Origin of the sequence: Acinetobacter genomosp. 15BJ (assembly GCF_000400715.1) — a bacterium.
Lineage (GTDB): Bacteria > Pseudomonadota > Gammaproteobacteria > Pseudomonadales > Moraxellaceae > Acinetobacter.
This window is the reverse complement of sequence record NZ_KE007346.1, coordinates 111,814-135,135: the sequence shown is the minus strand read 5'-3', so window position 1 is coordinate 135,135 and position 23,322 is coordinate 111,814. Positions and strand designations below refer to the sequence as shown.

Annotated in this window: 20 protein-coding genes and 1 riboswitch; of the genes, 9 read left to right on the top strand and 11 right to left on the bottom strand. The window is 40.9% G+C overall.

Annotation, left to right across the window (positions count from 1 at the left end; all coding sequences use genetic code 11):
• The first annotated feature begins 182 nt into the window (after positions 1–182).
• Positions 183–1,514, top strand: a complete 1,332-nt coding sequence (locus tag F896_RS16000; protein ID WP_016162644.1) for a Na+/H+ antiporter NhaC family protein — start codon at positions 183–185, stop codon at positions 1,512–1,514.
• Between the two features lie 270 nt (positions 1,515–1,784).
• Here F896_RS16000 and F896_RS16005 read toward each other — a convergent pair whose 3' ends face one another.
• Entirely contained in the window at positions 1,785–2,807 is a 1,023-nt protein-coding gene (locus tag F896_RS16005) for an AraC family transcriptional regulator (protein ID WP_016162643.1), read from the bottom strand.
• Positions 2,808–2,923: 116 nt separating this feature from the next.
• Here F896_RS16005 and F896_RS16010 point away from each other — a divergent pair, with 116 nt between their 5' ends.
• Positions 2,924–3,799 (top strand): metal-dependent hydrolase, encoded by an 876-nt coding sequence (locus F896_RS16010; RefSeq protein WP_016162642.1) that lies wholly within the window; start codon positions 2,924–2,926, stop codon positions 3,797–3,799.
• A gap of 57 nt (positions 3,800–3,856) precedes the next feature.
• Here the strand turns inward: F896_RS16010 and F896_RS16015 are convergent, their stop codons facing one another.
• Together F896_RS16015 and F896_RS16020 are read right to left on the bottom strand one after the other, a co-directional pair.
• Positions 3,857–4,252 carry a hypothetical protein gene (locus tag F896_RS16015; RefSeq protein WP_016162641.1) on the bottom strand — a complete coding sequence of 132 codons (396 nt, stop codon included), beginning with the start codon at positions 4,250–4,252 and terminating at the stop codon, positions 3,857–3,859.
• 226 nt (positions 4,253–4,478) lie between these two features.
• On the bottom strand, positions 4,479–5,474 hold the full coding sequence (locus F896_RS16020; protein WP_016162640.1) for a DUF2804 domain-containing protein: 996 nt from the start codon (positions 5,472–5,474) through the stop codon (positions 4,479–4,481).
• A gap of 214 nt (positions 5,475–5,688) precedes the next feature.
• Here F896_RS16020 and F896_RS16025 point away from each other — a divergent pair, with 214 nt between their 5' ends.
• Positions 5,689–7,467: a bifunctional metallophosphatase/5'-nucleotidase gene (locus F896_RS16025; protein WP_016162639.1), complete on the top strand. Its 1,779-nt coding sequence runs from the start codon at positions 5,689–5,691 to the stop codon at positions 7,465–7,467.
• 62 nt (positions 7,468–7,529) lie between these two features.
• On the opposite strand, the gene F896_RS16030 is transcribed toward F896_RS16025, so the two are convergent.
• From F896_RS16030 to F896_RS16040, 3 genes are read right to left on the bottom strand one after another with little or no spacing between them, the layout of a single operon-like run.
• Positions 7,530–8,042, bottom strand: a complete 513-nt coding sequence (locus F896_RS16030; protein WP_016162638.1) for a DUF1543 domain-containing protein — start codon at positions 8,040–8,042, stop codon at positions 7,530–7,532.
• Positions 8,043–8,051: 9 nt separating this feature from the next.
• A complete protein-coding gene (trpB, locus tag F896_RS16035; RefSeq protein ID WP_005193001.1) occupies positions 8,052–9,296 on the bottom strand; it encodes a tryptophan synthase subunit beta in 1,245 nt (414 codons plus the stop codon).
• A complete protein-coding gene (locus F896_RS16040) occupies positions 9,277–9,936 on the bottom strand; it encodes a phosphoribosylanthranilate isomerase (RefSeq protein ID WP_016162637.1) in 660 nt (219 codons plus the stop codon). The genes trpB and F896_RS16040 overlap by 20 nt, the downstream gene beginning before the upstream one ends.
• 119 nt (positions 9,937–10,055) lie before the next feature.
• A riboswitch (cobalamin riboswitch) is annotated at positions 10,056–10,270 on the top strand.
• A gap of 34 nt (positions 10,271–10,304) precedes the next feature.
• Between F896_RS16040 and F896_RS16045 the strand changes: the two genes are divergently transcribed.
• The 3 genes from F896_RS16045 to F896_RS16055 all read left to right on the top strand — a co-directional run bounded on the left by F896_RS16045 (position 10,305) and on the right by F896_RS16055 (position 13,558).
• Positions 10,305–12,128 carry a TonB-dependent receptor plug domain-containing protein gene (locus F896_RS16045; protein WP_016162636.1) on the top strand — a complete coding sequence of 608 codons (1,824 nt, stop codon included), beginning with the start codon at positions 10,305–10,307 and terminating at the stop codon, positions 12,126–12,128.
• 104 nt (positions 12,129–12,232) lie between these two features.
• Positions 12,233–12,820: a cob(I)yrinic acid a,c-diamide adenosyltransferase gene (locus F896_RS16050; RefSeq protein WP_016162635.1), complete on the top strand. Its 588-nt coding sequence runs from the start codon at positions 12,233–12,235 to the stop codon at positions 12,818–12,820.
• A 21-nt stretch (positions 12,821–12,841) separates the two neighbouring features.
• Entirely contained in the window at positions 12,842–13,558 is a 717-nt protein-coding gene (locus F896_RS16055; RefSeq protein WP_016162634.1) for a glycerophosphodiester phosphodiesterase, read from the top strand.
• Between the two features lie 37 nt (positions 13,559–13,595).
• On the opposite strand, the gene F896_RS16060 is transcribed toward F896_RS16055, so the two are convergent.
• On the bottom strand, positions 13,596–14,120 hold the full coding sequence (locus tag F896_RS16060) for an META domain-containing protein (RefSeq protein ID WP_016162633.1): 525 nt from the start codon (positions 14,118–14,120) through the stop codon (positions 13,596–13,598).
• 211 nt (positions 14,121–14,331) lie between these two features.
• On the opposite strand from F896_RS16060, the gene F896_RS16065 reads away from it, so the two are divergent.
• The 3 genes from F896_RS16065 (at position 14,332) to F896_RS16075 (ending at position 17,675) form a co-directional block, all read left to right on the top strand.
• Complete coding sequence (locus F896_RS16065; protein ID WP_016162632.1) at positions 14,332–15,501, top strand: acyl-CoA desaturase; 1,170 nt, start codon at positions 14,332–14,334, stop codon at positions 15,499–15,501.
• Between the two features lie 137 nt (positions 15,502–15,638).
• Positions 15,639–17,081 carry a protein adenylyltransferase SelO gene (locus tag F896_RS16070; RefSeq protein ID WP_016162631.1) on the top strand — a complete coding sequence of 481 codons (1,443 nt, stop codon included), beginning with the start codon at positions 15,639–15,641 and terminating at the stop codon, positions 17,079–17,081.
• Between the two features lie 12 nt (positions 17,082–17,093).
• Positions 17,094–17,675 (top strand): L,D-transpeptidase family protein, encoded by a 582-nt coding sequence (locus tag F896_RS16075; protein ID WP_016162630.1) that lies wholly within the window; start codon positions 17,094–17,096, stop codon positions 17,673–17,675.
• Between the two features lie 515 nt (positions 17,676–18,190).
• Here the strand turns inward: F896_RS16075 and F896_RS20980 are convergent.
• The 4 genes from F896_RS20980 to baeS form a co-directional block, all read right to left on the bottom strand.
• The gene (locus F896_RS20980; protein ID WP_016162629.1) at positions 18,191–19,282 is read right to left on the bottom strand and encodes a hypothetical protein; all 1,092 of its coding nucleotides are present in this window, start codon (positions 19,280–19,282) and stop codon (positions 18,191–18,193) included.
• 20 nt (positions 19,283–19,302) lie between these two features.
• Positions 19,303–20,658 (bottom strand): hypothetical protein, encoded by a 1,356-nt coding sequence (locus tag F896_RS16080; protein ID WP_016162628.1) that lies wholly within the window; start codon positions 20,656–20,658, stop codon positions 19,303–19,305.
• A 163-nt stretch (positions 20,659–20,821) separates the two neighbouring features.
• Positions 20,822–21,508, bottom strand: coding sequence for a response regulator (locus F896_RS16085; RefSeq protein ID WP_004652437.1), 687 nt, complete (start codon positions 21,506–21,508; stop codon positions 20,822–20,824).
• A gap of 45 nt (positions 21,509–21,553) precedes the next feature.
• A complete protein-coding gene (baeS, locus tag F896_RS16090; RefSeq protein WP_016162627.1) occupies positions 21,554–23,227 on the bottom strand; it encodes a sensor histidine kinase efflux regulator BaeS in 1,674 nt (557 codons plus the stop codon).
• Positions 23,228–23,322 lie beyond the last annotated feature (95 nt).

Genomic DNA, 23,322 nt, shown 5'->3' with positions numbered 1-23,322 from the left:
GAGTTTGACGTGATTGCGACAGTGAATCTTGCTACTTACAACAGCCTTGCTACATTTATCTATATTTTGAGTTTTTTCTCAATGATCAAAGCTTCCTAATTTTGAGCGGATTACACTGCATTTTAGAAATCAGCCAAGCTCCTTTATACTAGCCGCAATTTTTAAGTTTTCTTTTTATTTTTATGTCTGCCCACTCTCAGGAAAAAGTACAAAGCAATGCCCTTGCTTTGCTACCGCTATTGGTATTTTTGATCATCTTTCTAGGGAGTGGTGTCTATCATTCAATGATTGGGACAGAATTTGCCTTCTATCAAGTCAAAGCACCTGTTGCTGCTATTCCAGCCGTCATTTTGGCGTTGTTGTTATATAAGCAAAAACTCAATGCAGCAATTGAAGAGTTTTTGCAAGGTGCCAGTCACCCTAATCTGATTCTGATGTTTATGGTATTTATGCTGGCAGGTGCTTTTGCCAGTGTCTCCAGTGCCATAGGCAGCGTCGATGCGACGGTACAGTTGGGACTTTCACTTATTTCGCCAGAATTTGTCTTACCCATGCTGTTTATCATTGCCGCGTTTATTGCAACAGCAATGGGAACATCAATGGGCACCATTGCAGCCTGTGCCCCAATCGCCTTTGGTTTTGCCCAAGCCACTGATATTGCGCCAGTATATGCAATTGGTGCTGTAGTCGGTGGTGCCATGTTTGGCGACAATTTATCTATGATCTCAGATACAACCATTGCTGCTACGCGTAGCCAAAATGTTGAGCTTAGAGATAAGTTTAGAGTCAATGTCTGGATTGCACTCCCTGCGGCCATTATGACCTTATTGGTCTACATTTCGATGAGCCATGAGGCGGAAGCGATTCAATCAACCCCTTATGATATCTGGCTGATTTTGCCTTATCTGGCTGTGTTTTTCCTCGCTTTTACCCGCCTGCATGTCCTCGCAGTGCTGATGATCGGCGTGATTTTATCGGGCTTGATGGGACTGATTGAAAAGCCAGACTTTGACTTACTCAAGTTAAATAGCGCGATTTATGATGGTTTTGTCGGCATGTTTGAGGTGGCATTACTTTCCATGTTATTGGGTGGATTATCGACTTTGATGCAGAAAGAAGGTGGTTTGCAATGGTTGATCCAACGTATCTATGCCATTACACGGCTATTTAAATTCGGTAAACAACGTGCAGGTGAATTAGGGATTAGCTTTCTGGTGGTATTCTCGAATCTCTTTGTCGCCAATAACACGGTTGCGATTATTTTATCGGGCGATATGGCGCGTGAAGTGGCAAGAGAATATGGCGTAGACCCTAAACGTAGTGCGGCTTTACTGGATATTTTCTCATGTGTAGTTCAAGGGATTATCCCCTACGGTGCGCAACTACTGTTGGCCTGTTCGATTGCCAAACTCTCACCTGTTGAATTAATTGGCAATATCTATTATTGCTGGATTCTTGCAATTTGCGCAGTCCTCGCGATTGCCTTTAATTATCCACGTTTAAAACTGCGCTAAAAATTTTGGAGTAATCATTGAATATTGAATATAGCAACGACTCTTACATTTTTAATAATTCTTTAATTTAAGCGACAATCTACTATCGTGGCAGGCGACATGGATGTCGCCCGTTGGACTGCGGTAACATGGACGTACCGTCAGTCCTACAGAGGATTTTTGTTACTTTTCATCCCTGAAAAGTAAGGAAAATATCAAACCCATCTGATTATTCATCAATTAAACAACCTTAGCTAAACTCACTTATTAATTAAAAGTTTGATCTAAAATCTAAAGAGATTTTAAAAACTGCTTGGGCGTAACTCCTGTCCAACGCTTAAATGCACGTCCAAACGCACTCTGATCGGCATAATTCAATCGCTCCGCAATCTCAGAAAAAGACTTACCCTGCTGTAAATACAATTTGCTCTGTTCTAAACGATACTGGTCCAACACATCCTGAAAATTCAGCTCATAGGCCTTAAGTTGACGTTGCAAAGTACGTTCTGAACAATGCAGACGCTTCGCCACATAACTTTGCAACACCTCTTCCTGCTGCAATAAACCTTGCTCGATAAAGCCATGTATCTTTTGGCGAAATTGTTGCTGCTGAACCTCAAAAGAACTGACACTGTTCAATGACTGTTGTGCCTGAGTGGATAACACATGGTTCAATTGCTGATCCGCGGCAATACTTTTTGCCTTTAAAATTTGATTGGAAAAGCGGATGGCATATTGCCCCTGCTGAATTTGAATCGGACAGCCATAAAATTTTTCAAAATGATAAAGCGCAGTATGCGGTGCATAACCAAATTGAATCATCTGAGGGGGAACCAAAGCATCTTGCACAATCGATTGAGAAATTTTAAAGATCAAGGCCAGATTCAACTCATACATTTCCCGATAATCACTGTAGGATGCACTCCAAACAATTTGAATATATTCAGAAAATTGTTGTACATCGAGCTGCTCTAAATTGGTCTGTTTAAATACCAAAGAATAATAACGTTGTAATAATTGCAAGGCTTGCTGTAGATCGATACTGGTCGATGCCAAATAGCCCATTAACCCCAAATCTTGTAGGTTGGCATGTTCAGCCAGTACCAACGTAATTGGACGAGTAAAGTGTGGCTGAGCGGCCTGTAACAATAAGGCGTAGCGTTCAACATCAAAGTCTTTTTCATCTGGATTTTCTAAACAGGCTTGAAAGGCTTGCCAAAGTTCAGGCGCAACAACTTTAGACAAATCAATTTGTTCCTGTTGTAAAACACGATTAAACAATCGCAAATATCCAATGATTATTTTAACTGACATACGCCAATCTCATCCTGATCTGTCGTTATTTGTATAAAACTTGGCTGTAACTGTCAAAACATTTCATCGGAGTTTTTTCATACTGAGTTCATGAAGAAAAACAAGGAATAGTCAAGATGAATGCACATGTTTCCTATCAAGTTGATCCTGTTGTCAGAACCAAACTGGACTTCCACCTCGATCAAGCGCCACGCTTCTGGTTTGGGGGTGATCCGTTCCGTACTCGTATGTTTGATGCTTTAAGCCTCACTTTCCCAGATGGCGAACGTTATTTTATCGAATGCGTCCGTTTATTCCGTGACAGGATTGATGATCCAGACTTGCAGGAACGTGTTGCTGATTTTATCCGTCAGGAAGCACAACATGGCATTGCGCATGACAAAATGAACCAAGTCATGAAAGATCAAGGCATGCCTGTAGATCAGTTCACCACGCGTTTAAAGAAAATTTTTAGATTTGAACTTAAGAATCGCTCTCCACAATACAACATTGCCATGACCGCAGCTGCCGAACATTTAACCGCACTGATGGCTGATACCTTCTATAGTAAAAAAGAAACCCTAGCAGAAGCTGATCCATTTGTGCGTGCGCTTTTTGCTTGGCATGCGATTGAAGAAATGGAACATCGTGATGTGGCTTTTGATGTAATGCGAGAAGTAGGTGAAGTGCCAGAAGCAACCCGTCGCTTTGCCTTGGTCTTTACCACAGTGATGATGTTTGGCTTTACCTTGTACCGTACTGATGTAATGCTTAAAACCGATGGTTTCAACTTGAGACAACGTCTGGATATGGCACGTAAAGGTTTACCGTGGTTCTTTGGTCGTAACGGTATTTTAACGGCGAAAAGAGCACAATATAGCGACTGGTTTAAAAAAGATTTCCATCCGAATCAACATCCTGTTATTCGCCAGTATGATGTCTGGATTGATACTTTGGCTAAAACCAATGATCCGATTGCAGCGGGTGAAGCGTTCTGGCAAGCGGGGCTTTAGTCGATTTGAAATAAAAATTAAATGCTCTACCATAAGGTGGTAGAGCAAGGTAATTTATTAATTTACAACATGTTTTAAAGCAGCTTCACGAACAAACATTATTGGATCATTGGTAAGCATTTTCAGAATATAAATTGGCGTTTTTTTATTACATGCTATTCTATGACGAACTTCCTCACTATTGTCTCGGGATAATAAATCAAACAACTCTGGGCTAAGCTTTCTCTTCATAGCAACTGTCGCTCGAACAGATTCATTTTTATCTCTTGCTAGAGTTTCCAATATATTTAATGGCACAGTTTTATTATATGCAACCCATTCTCTCATTTCTGGAAATCTGGAAATGACATCTATCCAAACAAGGTCAGAAGCATTTTCATAGGCTGCACGCATATATTCATCATGTGTTTCACTATTTCGAAGTAAAATAAATTCCTCTGCTGATTTAATCATTTAAAAATTACTACCCTTCAGCTCTTTCTATGGAATAAAAATATCAATATTATCTTTATACATTCCAACTTATGAATAATAAAAACACATAACTGAATATTACCCCTTTCTAATATTGTATTATGAAGTCTTGTGAAACAATGCTCCACATGATTAATATTTATACCTACAACCTCATTTCACTATGGCATATTTAATACAAGAAAAAAACTCATAGTTTAAAACATCACCACTTCGCATAATGCTGTTCTAAAAGACCATATTCATTATCTAATGACACCAACTCAACCTGTTCGTGGGCAATGGTGCCACTGACTTTGGCTTGCCATTGATTAAACTGGCTGCCGATTAAACGCAGATTAATATTTTCGAAACGACACCAGCCTGTTTCTACTACCAAATTTAAACATTCACCTAACGAGCGAATGGACCAGACATTTTCACTTTGCTGCTCAAATAAAACATCTGTCAGCGGATACAAACGTCCATTCACCCATAACGCATTTTCATTGCCAAAACTTTCATTGACCCCAGAAGCAAGATTGAGCCCAATCCGGCGGTCCTGCGCATTACGGAACTGGCAAGACAACCAGAACCAAGCGGTTTCAGGACGGAGGAAACCACAGGTATCGTCCAAAGCTGCAAGGCTATGGGCATTAAATTCAATCTGTTGTCGATCTGGGCTGATAAAGAATCCCTCAACCGCCAATGTGGTTTGCTTCTGGGTATAAGTCCAACCATTAATCCCTGTTGGACTACACAAACTTAAAGCATCCGTACCCGCACAAAAAATTCGGGCTTTCAGCTGTACTTCACCATGTTTGGTCACTTGAATGTAGCGCACCCCATTGGCATGTTGCATATCGAATTGATAAGCCGATTTTTTAAAAGAGCTTTGACTAAACAATGGCTGTTCATCGAGTTGTGTTTTTAATGCCAGTGGTTGGGTTGCATTCCACTCAATCACTTTTTTAGACTGATGATCATAAACATAGAAAAAACCATGACCTGCCCAAGATAAATCAACAATCGCTACCCCAATGCTGTAGTGCTCATGCTGTAAGCCACAGAATTTAAATTTTTTATATTTAAGTTGTTTGCGCCAGCCTGTTAACACCTGTCCATAAGGCGTTTTATAAATATAGTCGTCCAGATTAATCCGCGAAGGTACTTGCTCAAAACGGCCATAACGCGGCTGACCATTGGCTTGTATCAAATTCATTTTATATTCCATGATTGCTAGGTCGCATCTACGCCCATAATAGACTGTAAGTGATCAAATTTACTACTATTTTTATATAAAGAAGTGCAACTTAATTCACATTTTACCCGATAAATCCAAGCCCTTAATGGTCTTTTTTAGCTCACAATTTCATCAAAGATTCATACAGACCTTTTATTTTAAAAAACAATCTTATACCACTCGATCAAAAACCATGACGACTCAACGACTATTAAAAGCAAACGTACTCTGTCTCATGATGCTGGCTTTAACAGCTTGTAATGACAATGACGATAATAACGGAACGCCAACGGTTGAACGCAAAAATCAGAATATCAACATCCTTGCGTTTAACGACTTTCACGGTAATTTAGAACCACCAAAACGCTTCATTGAAGCAGATGATCCAAACGATAATAGTAAAACCGTACGCATTCCAGTTGGTGGGGTCAGTTATTTTGCCGATGCCATTAAAAAACTACGCGCTCAATACCCCAATAATGCGGTGGTTTCAGCAGGTGACTTAATTAGCGCCTCGCCGCTCACATCATCGCTGTTCTTAGACGAGCCCACCATCGAAACCATGAATGATATTCAGATTGATTTCAACGCGGTTGGTAATCATGAATTTGACCGCGGGACCGATGAATTACGTCGTTTGCAAAATGGTGGCTGTCAGCAATATACCAGTGCTAAACCCTGCCAGATCAATCCAAAATTTGAGGGTGCCAAATTCAATTTCTTGGCCGCCAATGTCTCAATGAAGGCTGATCCCAAGAAAACCCTGTTCCCTGCCTATAAAGTTAAAACTTATGGCGGTATTCCAGTTGCCTTTATCGGGATGACCCTGAAAGCAACACCAAGTATCGTGTCAGCTGCGGGCATTAAAGATGTCGACTTTCATGACGAAGCCGATACGGTCAATGCCTTGATTCCTGAATTAAAAAAACAAGGGATTGAAGCGATTGTGGTGGTGGTGCATGAAGGTGTGGCACCAAGTACCAAGTTTAATAAAAAAACCTGTGATGGTCTCAGTGGTCCATTACTCGGTATCTTAGATCGCTTAGATCCCGCAGTCGATGTTGTCGTTTCTGGCCACACGCATCAGTCTTATATCTGTGACTATGCCACTAAGAATCCTCAAAAACCGTTCTTACTTACTTCTGCGGGGCAATATGGTACAGCCATTACCAATATTCAATTAGAACTGGATGGCAAAACAGGTGATGTGATTAAGAAGGATGCCAAACAAGTTCCGATTCAAAGTGAAGCCTATACCTCTGGTACAACTACAGTGAACTTGACTGATCTATATGAGAAATTCAATAAAACCCCAAGTATTGAAGCGATTTTGGATAAATATCGCCAAGCCGTCACCACCATTTCAGCCCGTGTGGTCGGTACAGCCAACGGTGTGATTAATCGTAATGCCACCGAAAGTGGTGAAAGCCCACTCGGTAATTTAATTGCCGATGCACAACAGGCCATGGCACTAGCAGCAAGTAATCAAGGCTCTGACTTTACCCTCATGAATCCGGGTGGTGTTCGTGCCGACTTATTGGTGAATAGTAGTAATCAAATCACCTTTGGTGATGTCTTTACCGTACAGCCTTTTGGTAATTCAATTGTGACCCTTAGCCTAACAGGTAAACAGATTCGTGATGTGTTAGAACAGCAATGGTCAGGTGCAAACACAGCCACAGTTCGTATCTTACAGCCATCAAAAGAGTTCAGTTATTCATATAAGAAAGACAACTCGACTTCCCCACGCGCCAGCAATATCTTAGTTGCAGGGCAAGCACTGGTAGATAGCAAGGTTTATCGTGTGACAGTCAACAGCTTCCTCGCAGATGGTGGTGATAACTTCACGGTATTAAAAGAAGGTAAAAATCCAGTCGGTGGTGGACAAGATATTGATGCCTTAGAAAAATATGTGGTGCAGTACTCACCACTGACTGCACCTAAAACCGATCGCATCAAAGTGCTTCCTTAACGGCATACGTACTAAAAAAACAGGGAAGCCATGGCTTCCCTGTTTTTTATTTTATCTATCGATTAATCCAAGGTCAGATAGGTATTTTCCCAAACTGTAGGATTAAACTCATCTTGAATCAAATGGATATAACGCCCTGCAACATGATCAATTGGAATACAATCATCGACATCCACCACACGATCGGTATGCGGTTTATGCCAATCTTGTTCGATAAATTGTTTACCCAACTGTTTTGCAATCACTGCATCGGATGCAACCACCAAATGGTAGCTATGTAATTCACCAAACGTGTTAAGTGAATATCCACCTAAGTTAATCAAATATAATTTTTCATCCAAAACAGACGGTGCTGCATCGGAAAACTGAATTTGATAATTCACGCCTTGTGATTGCACACCTGAAATCTGTGCCCAAGCATCGATATGCAAGCCTTTGGATTCACCAAACCAAGCCTGTTTGAGCTGAGGTATGACTTCAGACAATGATTCGCCTATTGCCATTACCACATCATGCACTTCGGTATTGGCTCTGGCATGTCGACCACCCAACATCACCATAAATAAACTTGGCATTGTGAAAACTTACATCTCAACCATTTCAACACCATCAATACGCGCAACCGTCATCAAGTCTTTATCACCACGACCTGAAACCGTTGCAATAATGATTTGATCTTTCGACATGGTTGGCGCGAGTTTAGTCACGTAAGCCATCGCATGTGAGCTTTCAAGCGCAGGAATAATCCCTTCGATTTGAGTGAGATCACGGAAACCTTGTAAGGCTTCATCATCATTGATTGGCACATATTCAACACGGTTCATATCTTTCAGGAAACTATGCTCAGGACCAACACCCGGATAGTCCAAACCCGCTGAAATACTATGTGTTTCAATGATCTGACCTTGCTCATCAGACATCAAATACGTACGGTTTCCGTGTAACACGCCCACATGACCTGCATTTAATGGTGCAGAGTGTTTGCCCGTTTCAATACCATAACCTGCGGCTTCAACACCGTACATTTTCACGTCTTGATCATTCAGGAATGGATAAAACAAGCCCATTGCATTTGAACCACCACCCACACAAGCCACTAAAGCATCAGGTAAACGCCCTGCTTGTTGTTGAATTTGTTGACGCGCTTCACGACCAATAATCGACTGGAAATCACGAACCAGTTGCGGATATGGATGTGGACCTGCCACAGTACCAATCACATAATAGGTGCTATCAACATTAGTTACCCAATCACGCATTGCTTCGTTCATGGCATCTTTCAATGTTTTTGAACCACTTTGCACAGGCACCACCGTTGCACCCAACAAACGCATACGGTAGACATTCATAGCCTGACGTTTCACGTCTTCAGCACCCATGTACACCACACATTCCATGCCCAAGCGTGCTGCAATGGTTGCGGTCGCCACACCATGCTGACCCGCGCCTGTTTCCGCAATGATGCGCTTTTTACCTGATAGCTTTGCTAATAAAGCCTGACCAATGGTGTTATTCACCTTGTGCGAACCCGTGTGGTTCAGGTCTTCACGTTTCAGATAAATTTGCGCACCGCCGAGGTGCTGAGACCATCGTTCAGCATAATAAAGTGGACTAGGACGACCAACATAGAACGCAAGATCACGGTCAAACTCTGCCAAAAATTGAGCATCATTCTTCATACGACCATAAAGACTTTCGAGGTCTTCAAGTGCAGCCATCAGCGTTTCTGATACAAAACGTCCACCATGAATACCGAAATGCCCTTGAGCATCTGGAAACTGGGTGTAGTCAATCACTTGATTTTTTTGACTAGGGCTTTGCTGATCCACGTTGGACTCCTTGCATAAATTTTTCAATCAGTTGTTGGTCTTTTATACCTTTTGCGGACTCGACGCCTCCGCTGACATCTACAGCAAAAGCAGCTGTAGTATCAATAGCTTCACTGACATTTTCAGGGGTCAAGCCACCTGCCAAAATAAGTGGAATTTCAAGTTGTGGGAATTGGGTCCAGTCAAAACTATGCCCTGTGCCGCCTTTCAGTTCAGGATGCCATGCATCCAACAGGACAGCACTAGCTCCCGCTGCTTGATAACGCTGGATTTCAGCCACAACATCTAAATCAGGTTTGACTTGAATGGCTTTATACCAACGGCGTTTACAGTGTGTTGCAATCAATTGACATTGTTCTGGCGTTTCATCGCCATGTAGTTGTAATACATCCAAAGGAACGGAATCAAGCACCGTTTGTATTTCTTCAGCACTGGCATTTACAAATAAGCCGACCAGCTGCACATAAGGTGGTACCAGCTTTGCCAAGGTTTGGGCTTGCTCGATACTAACATGTCGTGGACTAGGTGGAAAAAATACAAAACCAATCGCATCTGCCCCTGATTCTACAACGGCTTGGATATCTTGTGCTCGGGTAATTCCACAAATCTTGGCGCGAGTTCGCATTTGGCTTTGGCGCATGAGCTGTCCAATTTAAACTAAATATTTTTGAAACTCTCGCATTGTAATGCAATTTGACTTGCTTTGGGCAAAGTTCATTCGGAAATGCAATTGTTTAAAAAACGTTAACACTTTATACTTTGCGTAATCTTGCAACAAGTCTAAAGCAAATTCTTTTGTTTATAGGGAAGTTGGTGTAAGTCCAACACTGCCCTCGCAACGGTAACACCGAATCACTCATCTCAGCTCAACGCCAAATCACTGCATCGGTATGATGTGGGAAGATGATGAGTAACATCATTCATTTAATGATTATAGTGAAGTCCGGAGACCTGCTTGTTGTTTACTTCCACATTATCATTCACGACGGGTGAATGTCTGGAGCGCGCATGTCTACTGTTTTTAAACCGACTCGTTTAGTTGGTGCTATCGCTATTGCGATGGGGTTTTCTTCACCTGCTTTTGCTCAAGATCAATCAAGCGATAAAACTGCGACGCTAGATACGATTGTTGTGACTGCATCTCGTACTGAACAAAAAATCAGTGAAGTGCCTGCACGAATCAATATTATTGAACCTAAGATTCTGGAACAATCACCAATCGCATCTTTACCTCAACTATTAGAAACCGATGCTTCAATCAATATGGTACAAAGCGGTGGCTATGGACAAGCTGCATCTATCTTCCTGCGTGGTGGTAATTCAAACCAAACGCTTGTTTTAAGAGATGGTGTTCGCCTGAATTCAGCAACCTCTGGGACAGCCTCTTTACCTTTTATTGATACAACTGATATTAAGCAAATTGAAGTATTAAAAGGCCCTGCGTCAGTCTTATATGGTACTGATGCAATCTCAGGTGTCGTGCAACTGATTTCTAAAACACCAGAAAAAACCTCTGCTTTTGTAACAGGTGAAATTGGTGAAAATAAAACCTATAAATCTGTCATCGGTGCCGATCTAGCTGAAAACGGTTTCTATGCACAAATCCGTGGTCAACGCTTAGAAACAGATGGTACACCTGTAAAAGATGTAAAAAATGCAGCTACTGCTTCATTTGATCAAAAAGGCTATAGTGCAAAAATCGGTGTAGAAAAAGAACAGTACGCAGCTTCGGTTGATTATAGCGAGAACCAAGGTTCTAGCGATTACGACAACTTTGGCAAACTCGTTTCTCAAGATTTTAAAAATGAAATCATTAACGTCAAAGGACGTTTAAACATTCTTGAGAATTTAGCTCTACATGCTCGTTTCTCTCAATTTAAAGATGAAATAGATCAAAATAATTCGACAGATTTTGTGCATAGTAAAACACAAGAATCTGAAATTTATGGTCAATGGGGCTTTTCCCCAAATCAACAGATTTTAGTTGGTGCAACACATCGTAATATTGATGGTGATGTTCTTTCTTATGGCTCGCCATACCAAGAAGATATTGACTCAACAGGTTATTATATCCAACACAAATATGACCAAGCTGGATTAAATACCCAAGTTGGTGTCCGTGTTGAAGATAATGAAAAGTTCGGCACACATACCGTTGCTCAGGGATCTGTTCGTTATCAAGTTCTGCCATTGACCAGCGTTTATGCAAATATTGGTTCAGCTTTTAAAGCTCCAACGCTCAATGATATGTATGCTTATGGCGGTAACCCAGACCTTAAACCAGAAGAAAGCTTGTCTTATGAAATCGGTTTAGACCAAAAATTAGCCTACAACATTTCAACGGGGCTATCTCTCTATACCACTGAAGTTGACAACCTCATTGATTTTGATGGTGTTCTCAATCAAATGAGAAACCTTGAAAAAGCTAAAATGGAAGGTAGTGAGCTTTATGTGAAATGGCAAGGTGAAAACCTGTTTACCAATTTAAGCTATAACTATGTACGTGCTAAAAATAAGAAAAATGATGAAGATTTAAGTCGTCGCCCGCGTCAGAATATTGCACTGACTGCAGGTTGGACCGATGAACAATATACCTTCTCAACTACAATGCTTGCGAATGGTGATTATGACAACAGTGCCTTTGACAACGTCCAAATCCCTGGACACTTCCGTGTAGATATGCACGGACAATACAAAGTGAATAAAAATGTAGATGTTTTTGCGAATATTCAAAATGTAGGTGATTCAAAATACCGTACTGCATACGGTAGTGGTAGTTACTACATCAACGGTGGTCGCCTAGCCTCTGCGGGTGTCACATTCCGTTATTAATTGCATGATAAAATAATAAAAAATATTTTCTTAACTCCAGTTTCGGGGTAATGTTCTGACCGACATTATCCCCTTTTTATTTTCAGGATCAGAGAAACAGAACTATGGGACATCGTTTAAGTAAAATCTATACCCGTACAGGCGACTCAGGTACAACTGGCCTTGGGGATGGTTCTCGCGTTGCCAAAGATGATTTACGTATTGCTGCGCTCGGTGATGTCGATGAACTGAATGCAACCATTGGCGTGCTTCGCGCACAAATTAGTGCCAGCACAGTTGAAAATAAAGCACACTGGGACAAAAGCTTAAGCCTGATTCAACATTGGCTGTTCGATTTAGGGGGTGAAGTGTGTATTCCGAACTATCACTTACTACAGCCTGTGTGCATTGAATTTCTCGAAAAAGAAATCGATCACATGAATGAATCTTTACCGATGTTAAAAGACTTCATTTTGCCATCAGGCACTTTAGCTTGTAGTTATGCACATCAAGCTCGTGCAGTCTGCCGTCGTGCAGAACGTGCTTTATTGTCAGTACATAATCGTGACCAAAATATTCAGGCAACCGCATTACAATTACTGAATCGCTTATCAGACTGGTTATTTGTTGCCTCACGTGCCTTACAACGTGCCGAAGGTGGTAACGAAGTGTTGTGGCAAAAGAATATTAATGACAGTATCGATCAAGCATAATCACTTCTTGGGTAGATAAAGATGCGAATTATTGGTCATCGTGGTGCGCGTGGCGAAGCCCCTGAAAACACCTTAGGTGGATTCCGCTATCTGCATGATTTAGGTGTACGTGCCGTTGAATTTGATGTACGTCAACTGAAAGATGACCACTTGGTGGTGATTCATGATGATGATTTTGTACGTACAGCAGGTCGCTCACAACAAGTTGAAAACAGTAGCTTAGTTGAAGCCCAGCAATTCGATCACCGCCATCAATGGCAAGCATGGCCCTTTGACGAATTCACTCCGAGCTTGCCACATGTTTTAGACTGTCTCACTGACTTTGAGCATATTGAAGTTGAGATTAAAGCGGTTGCCGATGAAGCTGCGGCTGAGCGTTTGGTCTATCAACTGCATCAAGATTTAAAAGGGTTTGAGAAGAGCGCAACCATTACCAGTTTTGATGTCAAAATATTGGCTGTCTTACAGCAACAACAGAGTTCGTTTAAGCGTGGACTACTGGTGGAAATCCCGATTGGTGAATATGCGATCGAACTAGCACAGCAATATGGATGTTGTCAGATTGGTTGGGGAGATGCCTTGGCAACAGATGACATTATTCAACGTACCCAACAGGCCAATCTTGAGATTAGTGTCTGGACGGTGAATGAAGTTGAACGTGCCAAACATCTTCAGCAATTGGGTATTCAAGGTTTGATTACCGATGTACCCACCACAATGTTGCAGCATTTGAAGTAACAAAAAGGCGGAATAAATTCCGCCTTTTTTTATTTTATTATTTACGTTGCGCCTGAATAAGGCGTTGCCCTTTTGCGTCTAATAAATATAAGTTTGCACCATCCAGCTGGAAGCGCTCAACCCGTTGAATCGAATCCATCAAGTCGGCCTCTTGCGCTAGGGCACGATTACAACTCTGATGTTGTGCCATCACATCAAAATCCAGTTTCCGTTGGGTGAAATCGTATTTATAACGGCCATAAATATTGTTGCATCCTGTATGACCTGTCACCATTTTTGAAACAGAGTTAAGCAAGAAGCTTGGATATTGGTTAAAGAACAATGCTCGCTTGCCCTGAATGGTTGTAATCTGCCATTCAATATCCTGAACACCATCTGTACTCTTGCGTACTTGCATTGCCGGTGGCTGAGTTACTCGCTTGGGCTGCAAGGTGTTTTTGGGCACAGGTTTGGGTTGGCTTTGGCAAGCCGCAAGCATGACTGCAGCAGAGAATATTAAAGTTTTGTTAAAAAATGCCTTCAAAGAAAAAATGGGATTTTTCATGGTAATTTGCTCAGACATTGATTTATTTCACCTTTTAATTCATTGATTAATTTTACAAATGAATTCTGTTACTGTTCTTTCGATACAACTGTAGAATAATGCTAGTGCTAATCGATTTGGACATGCTAATATCAGTGATAAAATAGCAATATATCGTCATGATTGGTTTTGCTATCTCGTTTAGTTTTATTATCTTGTGCAAACAAGGTTTTTAGGAGCGCTGACGGATATGACTTCCGCCCCACTCAAAAAAGCACCCATTAACTGGACTGCTAGCATTACCTTAATTGGAACACCAATTGTTGCTGCTATATTAATTCCTTTGTACGCCTATTATTATGATTTTAGTGTAAGTGCATGGGTGAGTATGATTTTCCTATTGGCACTCAGTAGCCTAGGGATTACAGCAGGTTATCACCGCCTCTGGGCACATCGTGCTTATGAAGCAGCATTACCGCTTAAAATTTTACTCATGATTGGCGGCACCTTTGCTGTTCAAAACAGTATTTTGTTCTGGGCTTCAGGTCACCGTACCCATCACCGCCATGTCGATGACGTTGATGAAGACCCATACTCAATCAAACGTGGCTTTTGGTATGCCCATTTAGGTTGGATGATTCGCGATCACTCCCCATCTAAACCAGATTTTAAAAATGCACCTGATTTGCTCAATGATAAATTAGTGATGTTCCAACACAATTACTATGTGCCAATGGTGATCGCAGTTCACGTTGGTGTATTAGGCTTGATTGGTTGGGCGACAGGCGATATCTGGGGTGTAATTTTACTCGGTGGTTTATTACGTTTGATCATCAGCCATCATGTCACCTTCTTTATCAACTCACTGTGTCATATGTGGGGCAAACGTCCTTATACTGATGAAAATACGGCGCGTGATAACTTCGTGTTGGCTATTTTCACTTGGGGTGAGGGCTACCACAACTATCACCACATTTTCCAATACGATTACCGTAATGGTGTGAAATGGTGGCAATATGACCCAACCAAATGGTTGATTTGGACCAGCTCTAAACTTGGTTTAGCAAAAAACTTACGTCGTATTCCTAGCTTTAATATCAAAAAAGCAGAGCTTGCGATGAAGTTCAAATATGCGGAACGTGACTTGGCAATTTATGGTCATGATGTCAATACTGACATCGTGCAAATGAAACAACGTATCGCACAAGAATATGAAGCTTTTACCCATACTTTAAATGATTGGGCAAAGCTAAAAGAACAAGAGCTTCAAGCGAAAAAAGCAGCGATGGCTGAGAAAATCCATCAGATGGATCACAAACTGAAAGTTGATTTCCAGTTGCTTGAACATCGCTTAAGCCACCATCGTGAATGTTTAGAAACCTTAATGCGTAATATCAAAAAAGCGCCAGTTTCTGAATAAACGATCGATAACTAAAATGGTCTCAAGAGAGGCCATTTTTTATATCTGTTCATCTACCATTCCTTTCTCCCGACGATTCACCATTTCACACTGATATTTGCTATAGTCATGATTCAGCTTTCTCTGATGTTTCAGTTATGCAATTCAATCCCCGCTATGCTTCCCTCAATCCTAAACTCTATCATCAACAGCAACCAAGTCCGTTACGTGGTGCCAAAGCTGGGCATTTTAATGAAGCATTGGCTGATGAATTGCAATGGAACGAAGAAGATAAGGACAATTGGGTAGAAATCTGTAGTGGACAAAAAACCTTTGCCGAATTCCCACCACTCGCTATGGTCTATGCGGGGCATCAGTTTGGACAATGGGCTGGACAATTAGGAGATGGCCGCGGTTTGTTGATCGGGCAAATCCTAAATAAGCAAGGTGAAACGATTGATCTACATCTCAAAGGTGCTGGCTCTACCCCCTACTCGCGCATGGGTGATGGCCGTGCAGTCCTACGTTCAGTGATTCGTGAATATTTAGCGGGTCATGCATTGAATGCCCTTGGTGTTGCATCGAGTCATGCTGTCGGTTTTACCAGTTCGACTCAAGGCGTACAGCGCGAAACCTTAGAGCTAGGTGCGATGCTGTTGCGCACTTCCGAATGCCATATTCGTTTAGGGCATTTTGAATGGATCAATCAATATGCACCTGAACTTTTGGTTGAATTCACGCAAAAATGTATTGAATGGCATTATCCAGAATTTCTAAAAGCTGAAAATCCAATTCTGGCTTTCGCCGAAGCTGTGATTGAGCGAACCGCGATTATGATTGCCAAATGGCAACTGGTTGGCTTTGCACATGGGGTCATGAATACCGATAATCTCAATATTACTGGCTCTACACTCGACTTCGGACCTTACGGGTTTATGGAACGTTTCCGCCCGAATTGGATTAACAACCACTCAGACTATCAAGGGCGTTATACCTATCAGAATCAGCCGAGTATTGGCCATTGGAATCTTTGGACATGGCTGAATAATTTAATTCCATTAGCGACCGCAGAAAATAAAGAACAATTCAAACTTGATCTAGCAGCATGTTTAGAAAAATTTGAGCCGACCTTCTTACAACATTATGGACAAGGCCTATGCCAAAAAATGGGGCTACCAGAATTTCATAAAGACAGCCTAGATTGTAGTTTTGCCTTTCTTGGTATTTTGCAAACAGAGCAATTGGACTACACGCAGAGTTTTCTTCGTTTGCAGCAACAGGATTACAAAGCATTAAGGGATGACTGTATTCATATACAGCAGTTTGATGACTTCCTGACACGCTATCAAAATATCCGACAACATCAAGATACTGATGCCTTGGATGAGATCATGCAGCAGGTTAATCCACAATATATCCTGCGCAATCATATGGCGCAGAAAGCTATTGAGCTTGCGGAGCGTGGTGACTTTAATGAGGTTGATCGTTTGTTTAAGCTTCTGAATAAGCCTTATCAAAAACAACCTGATTTAGAAACTGAACAGGATACTGGGCCTTTACCAAACGATGTACCTGAAATTTCTGTCAGTTGTTCATCTTAGAAGAAGAAATCTATGAAAATTGGGCTGATGATCGGATGTGCGATTTTAATCCTTTTATTTGGACTGGCTTATTTCCAGTATGGCAAGTTCATCCCAACATTAGGATCGACGCATCAGCCGCTTTCAGCCCATGAAATACAACAGCTTCAACAAAACAAACCCGTGACTTCAATTGAAGTGTTTAAAAGCCAGCGCATTTTGCAATTGAAACATCAACAGGAAGTCATTCGCAGCTATCCAATGCGTTTAGGCTTTGATCCGATCGGACACAAACAATTTGAAGGTGATGGCAAAACACCTGAAGGGACTTATTCTATCGATTGGCGGAATCCTCAAAGCGCTTACTATAAGTCTTTGCACATCTCCTACCCGAATAAACAGGATAGCGCCTATGCCCAACAGCAGGGTCAATCCGCTGGCGGTGATGTGATGATTCATGGCACTGTACCAACACAAGCCACATCACTTCCTGCAAGCGCAAGCTATATGCCACGTAAAGACTGGACGCTGGGCTGTATTGCGGTGACCAACTCAGATATGGATGAAATATGGCAATTGGTCAAGGATCACACCCCTATTATCATTCATCCATAAAGGGGCTAGTATTCAGAACAACTTTTGCGGATAAAGACGATGATCAAACTGCACAAGGCTTATGCAGGGGATAAGTTTTATAGAGAGAATTGATCTCAATTACACTACTGATATATTCACAACCGTTTGTAAAGTAATGTAATATTTTTTTGTGGCTAAGATGCCGCTTTTTCACTTAACCACATAACAGCAGATAATTTCTACAAAAGCTTTGCGAAACTATCCACATTTTCTGTGGATAACGCTGTGGTTATCCACAGGATAAAACTTTTTGCAGTTCTTCATCCCTTATCATCATCAAGATCCATCTTGTTTCGGCTTCTCTATACGAAGGAAAACGATGAGCTAATTTATGAAAACTATTCTACATTTTCTTGGATATGAGCCGCGTTGAAGCGGCGCAAGGGGTAGCCACAGGATAAAACTTTTTGCCTTTCTTCAAATAGTGCCTTCATAAGACACTACGTTCTTCCCAGTCTCATATCAAAACAAAATGATGGGCTATTCAATCATTATCACCATTGATATTGGGCAAATAATTGCGCCCCCATCCTCTTGGCTTGATTGGTATTCAGATCATCAGTGATATATTTCAAACCGAAGTTATTATGTTGCATAGAGATTCCCATTGCATGAGTTTGGGGTTCATAGTGTACTCCCCATTTCAAAATCGTGTCCCAATACGCATTCATTTGCCAAAGGCTCATATATTCATTGCTTGTCGAACTGACCCCAACACTCCATGGTTGATCAGACTGGTAGCTCACATCGGTATAAACTTTATAAGGAAGTCTCTGCGTGTATTGCTGATATGTATTAAATTTTCCCTGAATATCAAAGCGCGGACGCATATCCTGATCGTAGCTTATTTTATATCGGGTATAAGGTGCATCTTGCCAATATAAATAGGCTAGTGCATCTTGAATATTGACATGAATCTTAAAATTATTCGCAATCGTCCCTGAAATTGAGGTATCTAAAGCAAAGCCATAACCTTGGTTGGCTTGCTGTTTCCATCCCATTTTATCTTCTTTTAACGCAGGCTGATCATAGCTATAATCAATTTGACCATTCAACCACTTGACTCGATCCATGAGTTGTATCTGATCCGTTGTTTGAGCCAAAGCATTGACTTGACCATCTACATAATGTCGCCCAATTAATGCTGTTGCACCCGTCGTTAAACTCCAGTTAGGGCTCAACTGCCATGTATAGGCAAATCTAGACCCGACTGTATCAACATGCTGTGCCTCAAGCTGTAAATTATATTGAGTATTCGCATCAATTGGTTTTTCATTTTTTATTTGATAATAAAGTTTAGCCGTATCTTTACTGAATCTTAATAGATAATCATAACGCCAGATCCAACTTAGATCCCATGCACCTTGTTTTACGCCGAGCTGCATTAATCCATGTGCAAAAGCATTCTTTCCAGATTTAAAATTTGGATCACTCCAATCATCTGTAAATGATTTAATTGATAAAGGTTCACTATAAACATCGGCACGTACTTGATAGTACAACTGCTCTTGGGCATTACAAGAGCCAGCTATCAATAAAATAGAGAGCACGGAACTTTTTCTTAGCATATAAAAAAGGGGTAGCATGCACCCCTCTCCTTTCATGATTATGGTGCAATGGCTTTGGTGGTGTTATCAGTAAAGGTGGCAGAATAAACACTTCTAGAAACCTTATTGATTGTTCCATACTTGGTATTGCCAACTTTAATATCAGCTGAAGTAAACTGATCTACATTTGCAATATCTACAAATGCACCATTAGCATGAGATACTTTTGCAGCAATAGTTGGCTTTTCAGCAACTAGATTGTCTGTTTTAACATCTACATTTAAAGCATTTTTATCAACTGCGATTTTAATATTTGCATTCCCTTTTTGATAATCACTGCGTTTAGCAGATAAATCCATATTAAATGGCTTGATCGCATTAGCGCCACCTTTAACACTACCTGATAGTTTTATTACTAAGTCTGCATTAATAAAGGATGCAGCAGATTCACCATTTGTGATATCAATTGTTTTGGTTAAATCGTTATTTATTTTGATACTTGCATCTAAATTTAGACTTTCCGAACCGCTAATCGCCTTACCTTTCAAAGTAAGTTCAGTTGGAATGATCTCTGTCCCCAAATTATTACCGTCTTTGAATTGAACTTTTTTAGCTTTGCTTGCCAGCTCGGTTAATTCAATTTCTGCATCTGTTGTTTTCAATACAACATTTGAGAACTTAAGTTCCGCAGTCTCAGGACGTGAATCGCCACGGTTCTCTAGTAATGCAGCAGTACTATAAATGGCTTGTGCTGTACTATCACTCTTAAACTCTAAAGAAGCATCTTTTTTATTTGCATCATTCTTGGTTAGGATTTTTCCACCAGCAACGATTTTAAAATTATATTTATCCGTTACAGCTGTATAAGGTGCCTCTAGTTTCACAGCATTAACCGTAACTTGAGCCCCCTCATCAAAAATATCTTTCACTGTATTGGTTTTAAAATCCCAAATCGTATTTGTCCAATATTTTGCTTTTGCACTACCTGAAACTGTCACGGATGATGCATTTACTGTCACAGCAAATGTACTATCCGTTAATTGATAGTCAATATAATCATCATTATCAAGTAAAGTCTGCAATTGTGCTGCATTATAGGTCTTATTTGATCCTTGAGCATCATTATAGGCTAATGTAGCAAGTGTGAGCACCAGCCCTGCTGCATTGCCAATATCCTTCCCAGCATCGTTAACTGCATCAAAAGTTGGTTGATATTGAGATTGCAAACTATCAAAACTATCAAAATAAGCAACAATGCTATTGGTTGTATCAATCAGCTGTTTTGCTTTATCTAAATCTGAAACAGGTGCAACTGGATTACCATTATCGGTATTATTTGATGAGCTGCCGCCACCACCTCCACAAGCAACTAAAACTGTAGAACAAGCGAAAGCTAAAAATGTCTTTTTAAACATTGGAGACCCCTTTTATAATAAACTTATTATCTAAACTGTTTTAAATTTAGGATTTTAAAAACCCATATATAGGCTTTGCGAAGAATAATAGCTATTTATATTTATAATGACAATTTTTTATTTAACAAAAAAAGCCCTTTATAAATAAAGGGCTTTTAATATTTTACTCATCTGGATATTCAAAGCGATAACCCACTCCATACACCGCCTGAATCCATTCATGACGATTACCGGTATCCGCCGCCTCTGAAATCTTACGGCGCAGGTTTTTAATATGGCTGTCGATTACACGATCGGCTACATCGAAACTATCCGGGTTAATATGGTCAAGTAGCTGAGCACGAGAATAAACCTGACCCAAGTGCTCCAAGAACAACTCTAATAACCGGAACTCAGTAGGGGTCAAAGTCAGTGCTTTTTGTTGATACCAAATACGTTGCTGCGCTTTATCAATACGGAATAAATCGTTTTGCTCAGGCTCTGCTTTACGCTCTAAACGACGCAACACCGCTTGTACACGGGCCACTAATTCTTTTGGACTGAATGGCTTACAGATATAATCATCTGCACCCATATTCAAACCTAAAACCCGGTCAATTTCCTCAGTACGAGCCGTGACCATAATAATCGGTAGATCAGACTGTTCACGAACCTTACGGCAAATGGTCAAGCCATCCATGCGTGGCACCATCAAGTCCAAAATCATCAAACTCGGTTTACGTTGTTGAAACTGGGTATAAGCATCCTGACCATCATGAAACATACTGACTTCAAAACCAGCAGCTTCTAAATAATCACGAACCAACTGTGCGAGTTCAACCTCATCTTCAACCAACATAATATGTTTCATGGTTTTCATCCTATCCATCATCCTCAATACAAGAGGATCTAAAAGTTATTGAATTGATTTTGGGAAAGTCAGGACACAACGTAATCCACCTAAGGGTGAATGATCGAAAGTCAGTGAACCACCTAAAGCTTGTGCCAACTTACACGACAAGGCCAAACCTAGACCTGTACCACCCGTACTGCGTGTACGCGAATCATCGACACGATAGAAGCGCTCACCTAAACGTGCCAATTGCTCATCATTTACGCCCAATGGACTATCATCTACATACATTATCCATTGTTGTTCATCTTGTTGAGTGTGAATCTGTATTTTTCCACCTTGTTCGGTGTAACGAACACAGTTCCCTAACAGATTGACGATAATCTGTTTAAAGCGATCACGGTCTAAAGATAAGGTTGCCCCTTCGCCGGATAATGTTACTTCAAGCTGGTTTTGTTCAAACGTCGATCTAAAGTTTTCAACTTCTTGTAGTACCACATCCCACGGATTGACTTCAGCAAAATAGCATTTCAACTGTTGTGCATCGGCTTGTGCTAGGTCTGCGAGATCTTGGGTTAACTTCTTCAACGTACTGACCTGACGCATCATGGCATTCAGGTGTTCAGGCGTCGCCTTACGAATCCCGTCCTGCATCGCTTCAATCTGTGCCTGCAATACCGCCAAAGGTGTTTTCAGTTCATGTGACGTATCGGATACCCATTGACGGCGAGATTCTTCATGCTGATGTAAAATATCAGCCAAATGATTGAGTTGATTGGATAAGTCACCCAGCTCATCATTGCGCTTAATCATCACTTGATGTTGATAATTGCCACGGGTCAATTCCAAGGTTGCTTTTAATAAACGTTGAATTGGTTTCTTAAAATAAGTCGCCATCAATAATGCCGCAACCAAACTTGAAAGTACTGTTAAGGCATAGACCAATAGCAAATATCGTTTTTGATTACTAAAGAAATTGATACTAGAAGCATCATCTTGATCCAGTACAGGCTTTAATCCGAGGTAACCCACCACCTTCTCGCCCACCACAATGGGGCGGAACGAAATTTGGTCCGTTGCAGGTTCACCCACAATAAACTGCTGATTCTCATCGTATAAAGATAATCGTGAACTCAAACCTAAACGATCAGGAATCGAGACAAAGCGCTTTTTGCCCTGTTCAACAGGTGCAGCATTCAGTTTGCTTTCTTGTTTATCTTCTTTGCTATCCGTCTTTAAACGGAATTGACGTGGACTTAAAGGAAAGCGTAAGCCTTCAAAAGGTTGATATTCCGAAGGTAAATTTTGTTTGAGGATTTTTAACTCTTCATCATTAAATATCTGCCGATTTTTGATCTCGACATTATTTTGTGCCAGCGTTGGAGATAGGCTGAGTAAAGTATGGTCATTAAAATAACGTTGTTGTAAGGCAATATCGTATTGACGGCGCAACCACCACTGAGACAAACGGTCATAGTCGTCAGGTGCTGCCGTACCTTCAATTTGCAGAATCTGCGCCTGAATTGCATTGCCCCAGTCATGATAAACCGTATAGACGTTGCCTAAATTCGCAATCAATCGGTCTAGCTTCTGCATTTCCACATCGGCCACATAACGTGCAAAGTTCTTTTGCATTGTCCAATGCAAAATCCCCAAGCTAATCGTTGCGATCAACAAGGTAGTCAGTAATACCGTTAAAAACAGGCGTAAGGCTAAAGGCACGCGGCGAACATTCAAAAGCAGATTCTCAATAGTGTTCTATTTGTGGATTGTAACCAACATGGTCGAAAAAAACTCTCCATTGTTTCTTCATCTTTATTATCTAATCTTTA

Bases quoted from the DNA above. Each gene is read 5' to 3' on its own strand.
- F896_RS16000 (WP_016162644.1), top strand. From the start codon at position 183: ATGTCTGCCCACTCTCAGGAAAAAGTACAAAGCAATGCCCTTGCTTTG.
- F896_RS16005 (WP_016162643.1), bottom strand. From the start codon at position 2,807: ATGTCAGTTAAAATAATCATTGGATATTTGCGATTGTTTAATCGTGTT.
- F896_RS16010 (WP_016162642.1), top strand. From the start codon at position 2,924: ATGAATGCACATGTTTCCTATCAAGTTGATCCTGTTGTCAGAACCAAA.
- F896_RS16015 (WP_016162641.1), bottom strand. From the start codon at position 4,252: ATGATTAAATCAGCAGAGGAATTTATTTTACTTCGAAATAGTGAAACA.
- F896_RS16020 (WP_016162640.1), bottom strand. From the start codon at position 5,474: ATGAATTTGATACAAGCCAATGGTCAGCCGCGTTATGGCCGTTTTGAG.
- F896_RS16025 (WP_016162639.1), top strand. From the start codon at position 5,689: ATGACGACTCAACGACTATTAAAAGCAAACGTACTCTGTCTCATGATG.
- F896_RS16030 (WP_016162638.1), bottom strand. From the start codon at position 8,042: ATGCCAAGTTTATTTATGGTGATGTTGGGTGGTCGACATGCCAGAGCC.
- F896_RS16040 (WP_016162637.1), bottom strand. From the start codon at position 9,936: ATGCGCCAAAGCCAAATGCGAACTCGCGCCAAGATTTGTGGAATTACC.
- F896_RS16045 (WP_016162636.1), top strand. From the start codon at position 10,305: ATGTCTACTGTTTTTAAACCGACTCGTTTAGTTGGTGCTATCGCTATT.
- F896_RS16050 (WP_016162635.1), top strand. From the start codon at position 12,233: ATGGGACATCGTTTAAGTAAAATCTATACCCGTACAGGCGACTCAGGT.
- F896_RS16055 (WP_016162634.1), top strand. From the start codon at position 12,842: ATGCGAATTATTGGTCATCGTGGTGCGCGTGGCGAAGCCCCTGAAAAC.
- F896_RS16060 (WP_016162633.1), bottom strand. From the start codon at position 14,120: ATGTCTGAGCAAATTACCATGAAAAATCCCATTTTTTCTTTGAAGGCA.
- F896_RS16065 (WP_016162632.1), top strand. From the start codon at position 14,332: ATGACTTCCGCCCCACTCAAAAAAGCACCCATTAACTGGACTGCTAGC.
- F896_RS16070 (WP_016162631.1), top strand. From the start codon at position 15,639: ATGCAATTCAATCCCCGCTATGCTTCCCTCAATCCTAAACTCTATCAT.
- F896_RS16075 (WP_016162630.1), top strand. From the start codon at position 17,094: ATGAAAATTGGGCTGATGATCGGATGTGCGATTTTAATCCTTTTATTT.
- F896_RS20980 (WP_016162629.1), bottom strand. From the start codon at position 19,282: ATGCTACCCCTTTTTTATATGCTAAGAAAAAGTTCCGTGCTCTCTATT.
- F896_RS16080 (WP_016162628.1), bottom strand. From the start codon at position 20,658: ATGTTTAAAAAGACATTTTTAGCTTTCGCTTGTTCTACAGTTTTAGTT.
- F896_RS16085 (WP_004652437.1), bottom strand. From the start codon at position 21,508: ATGAAACATATTATGTTGGTTGAAGATGAGGTTGAACTCGCACAGTTG.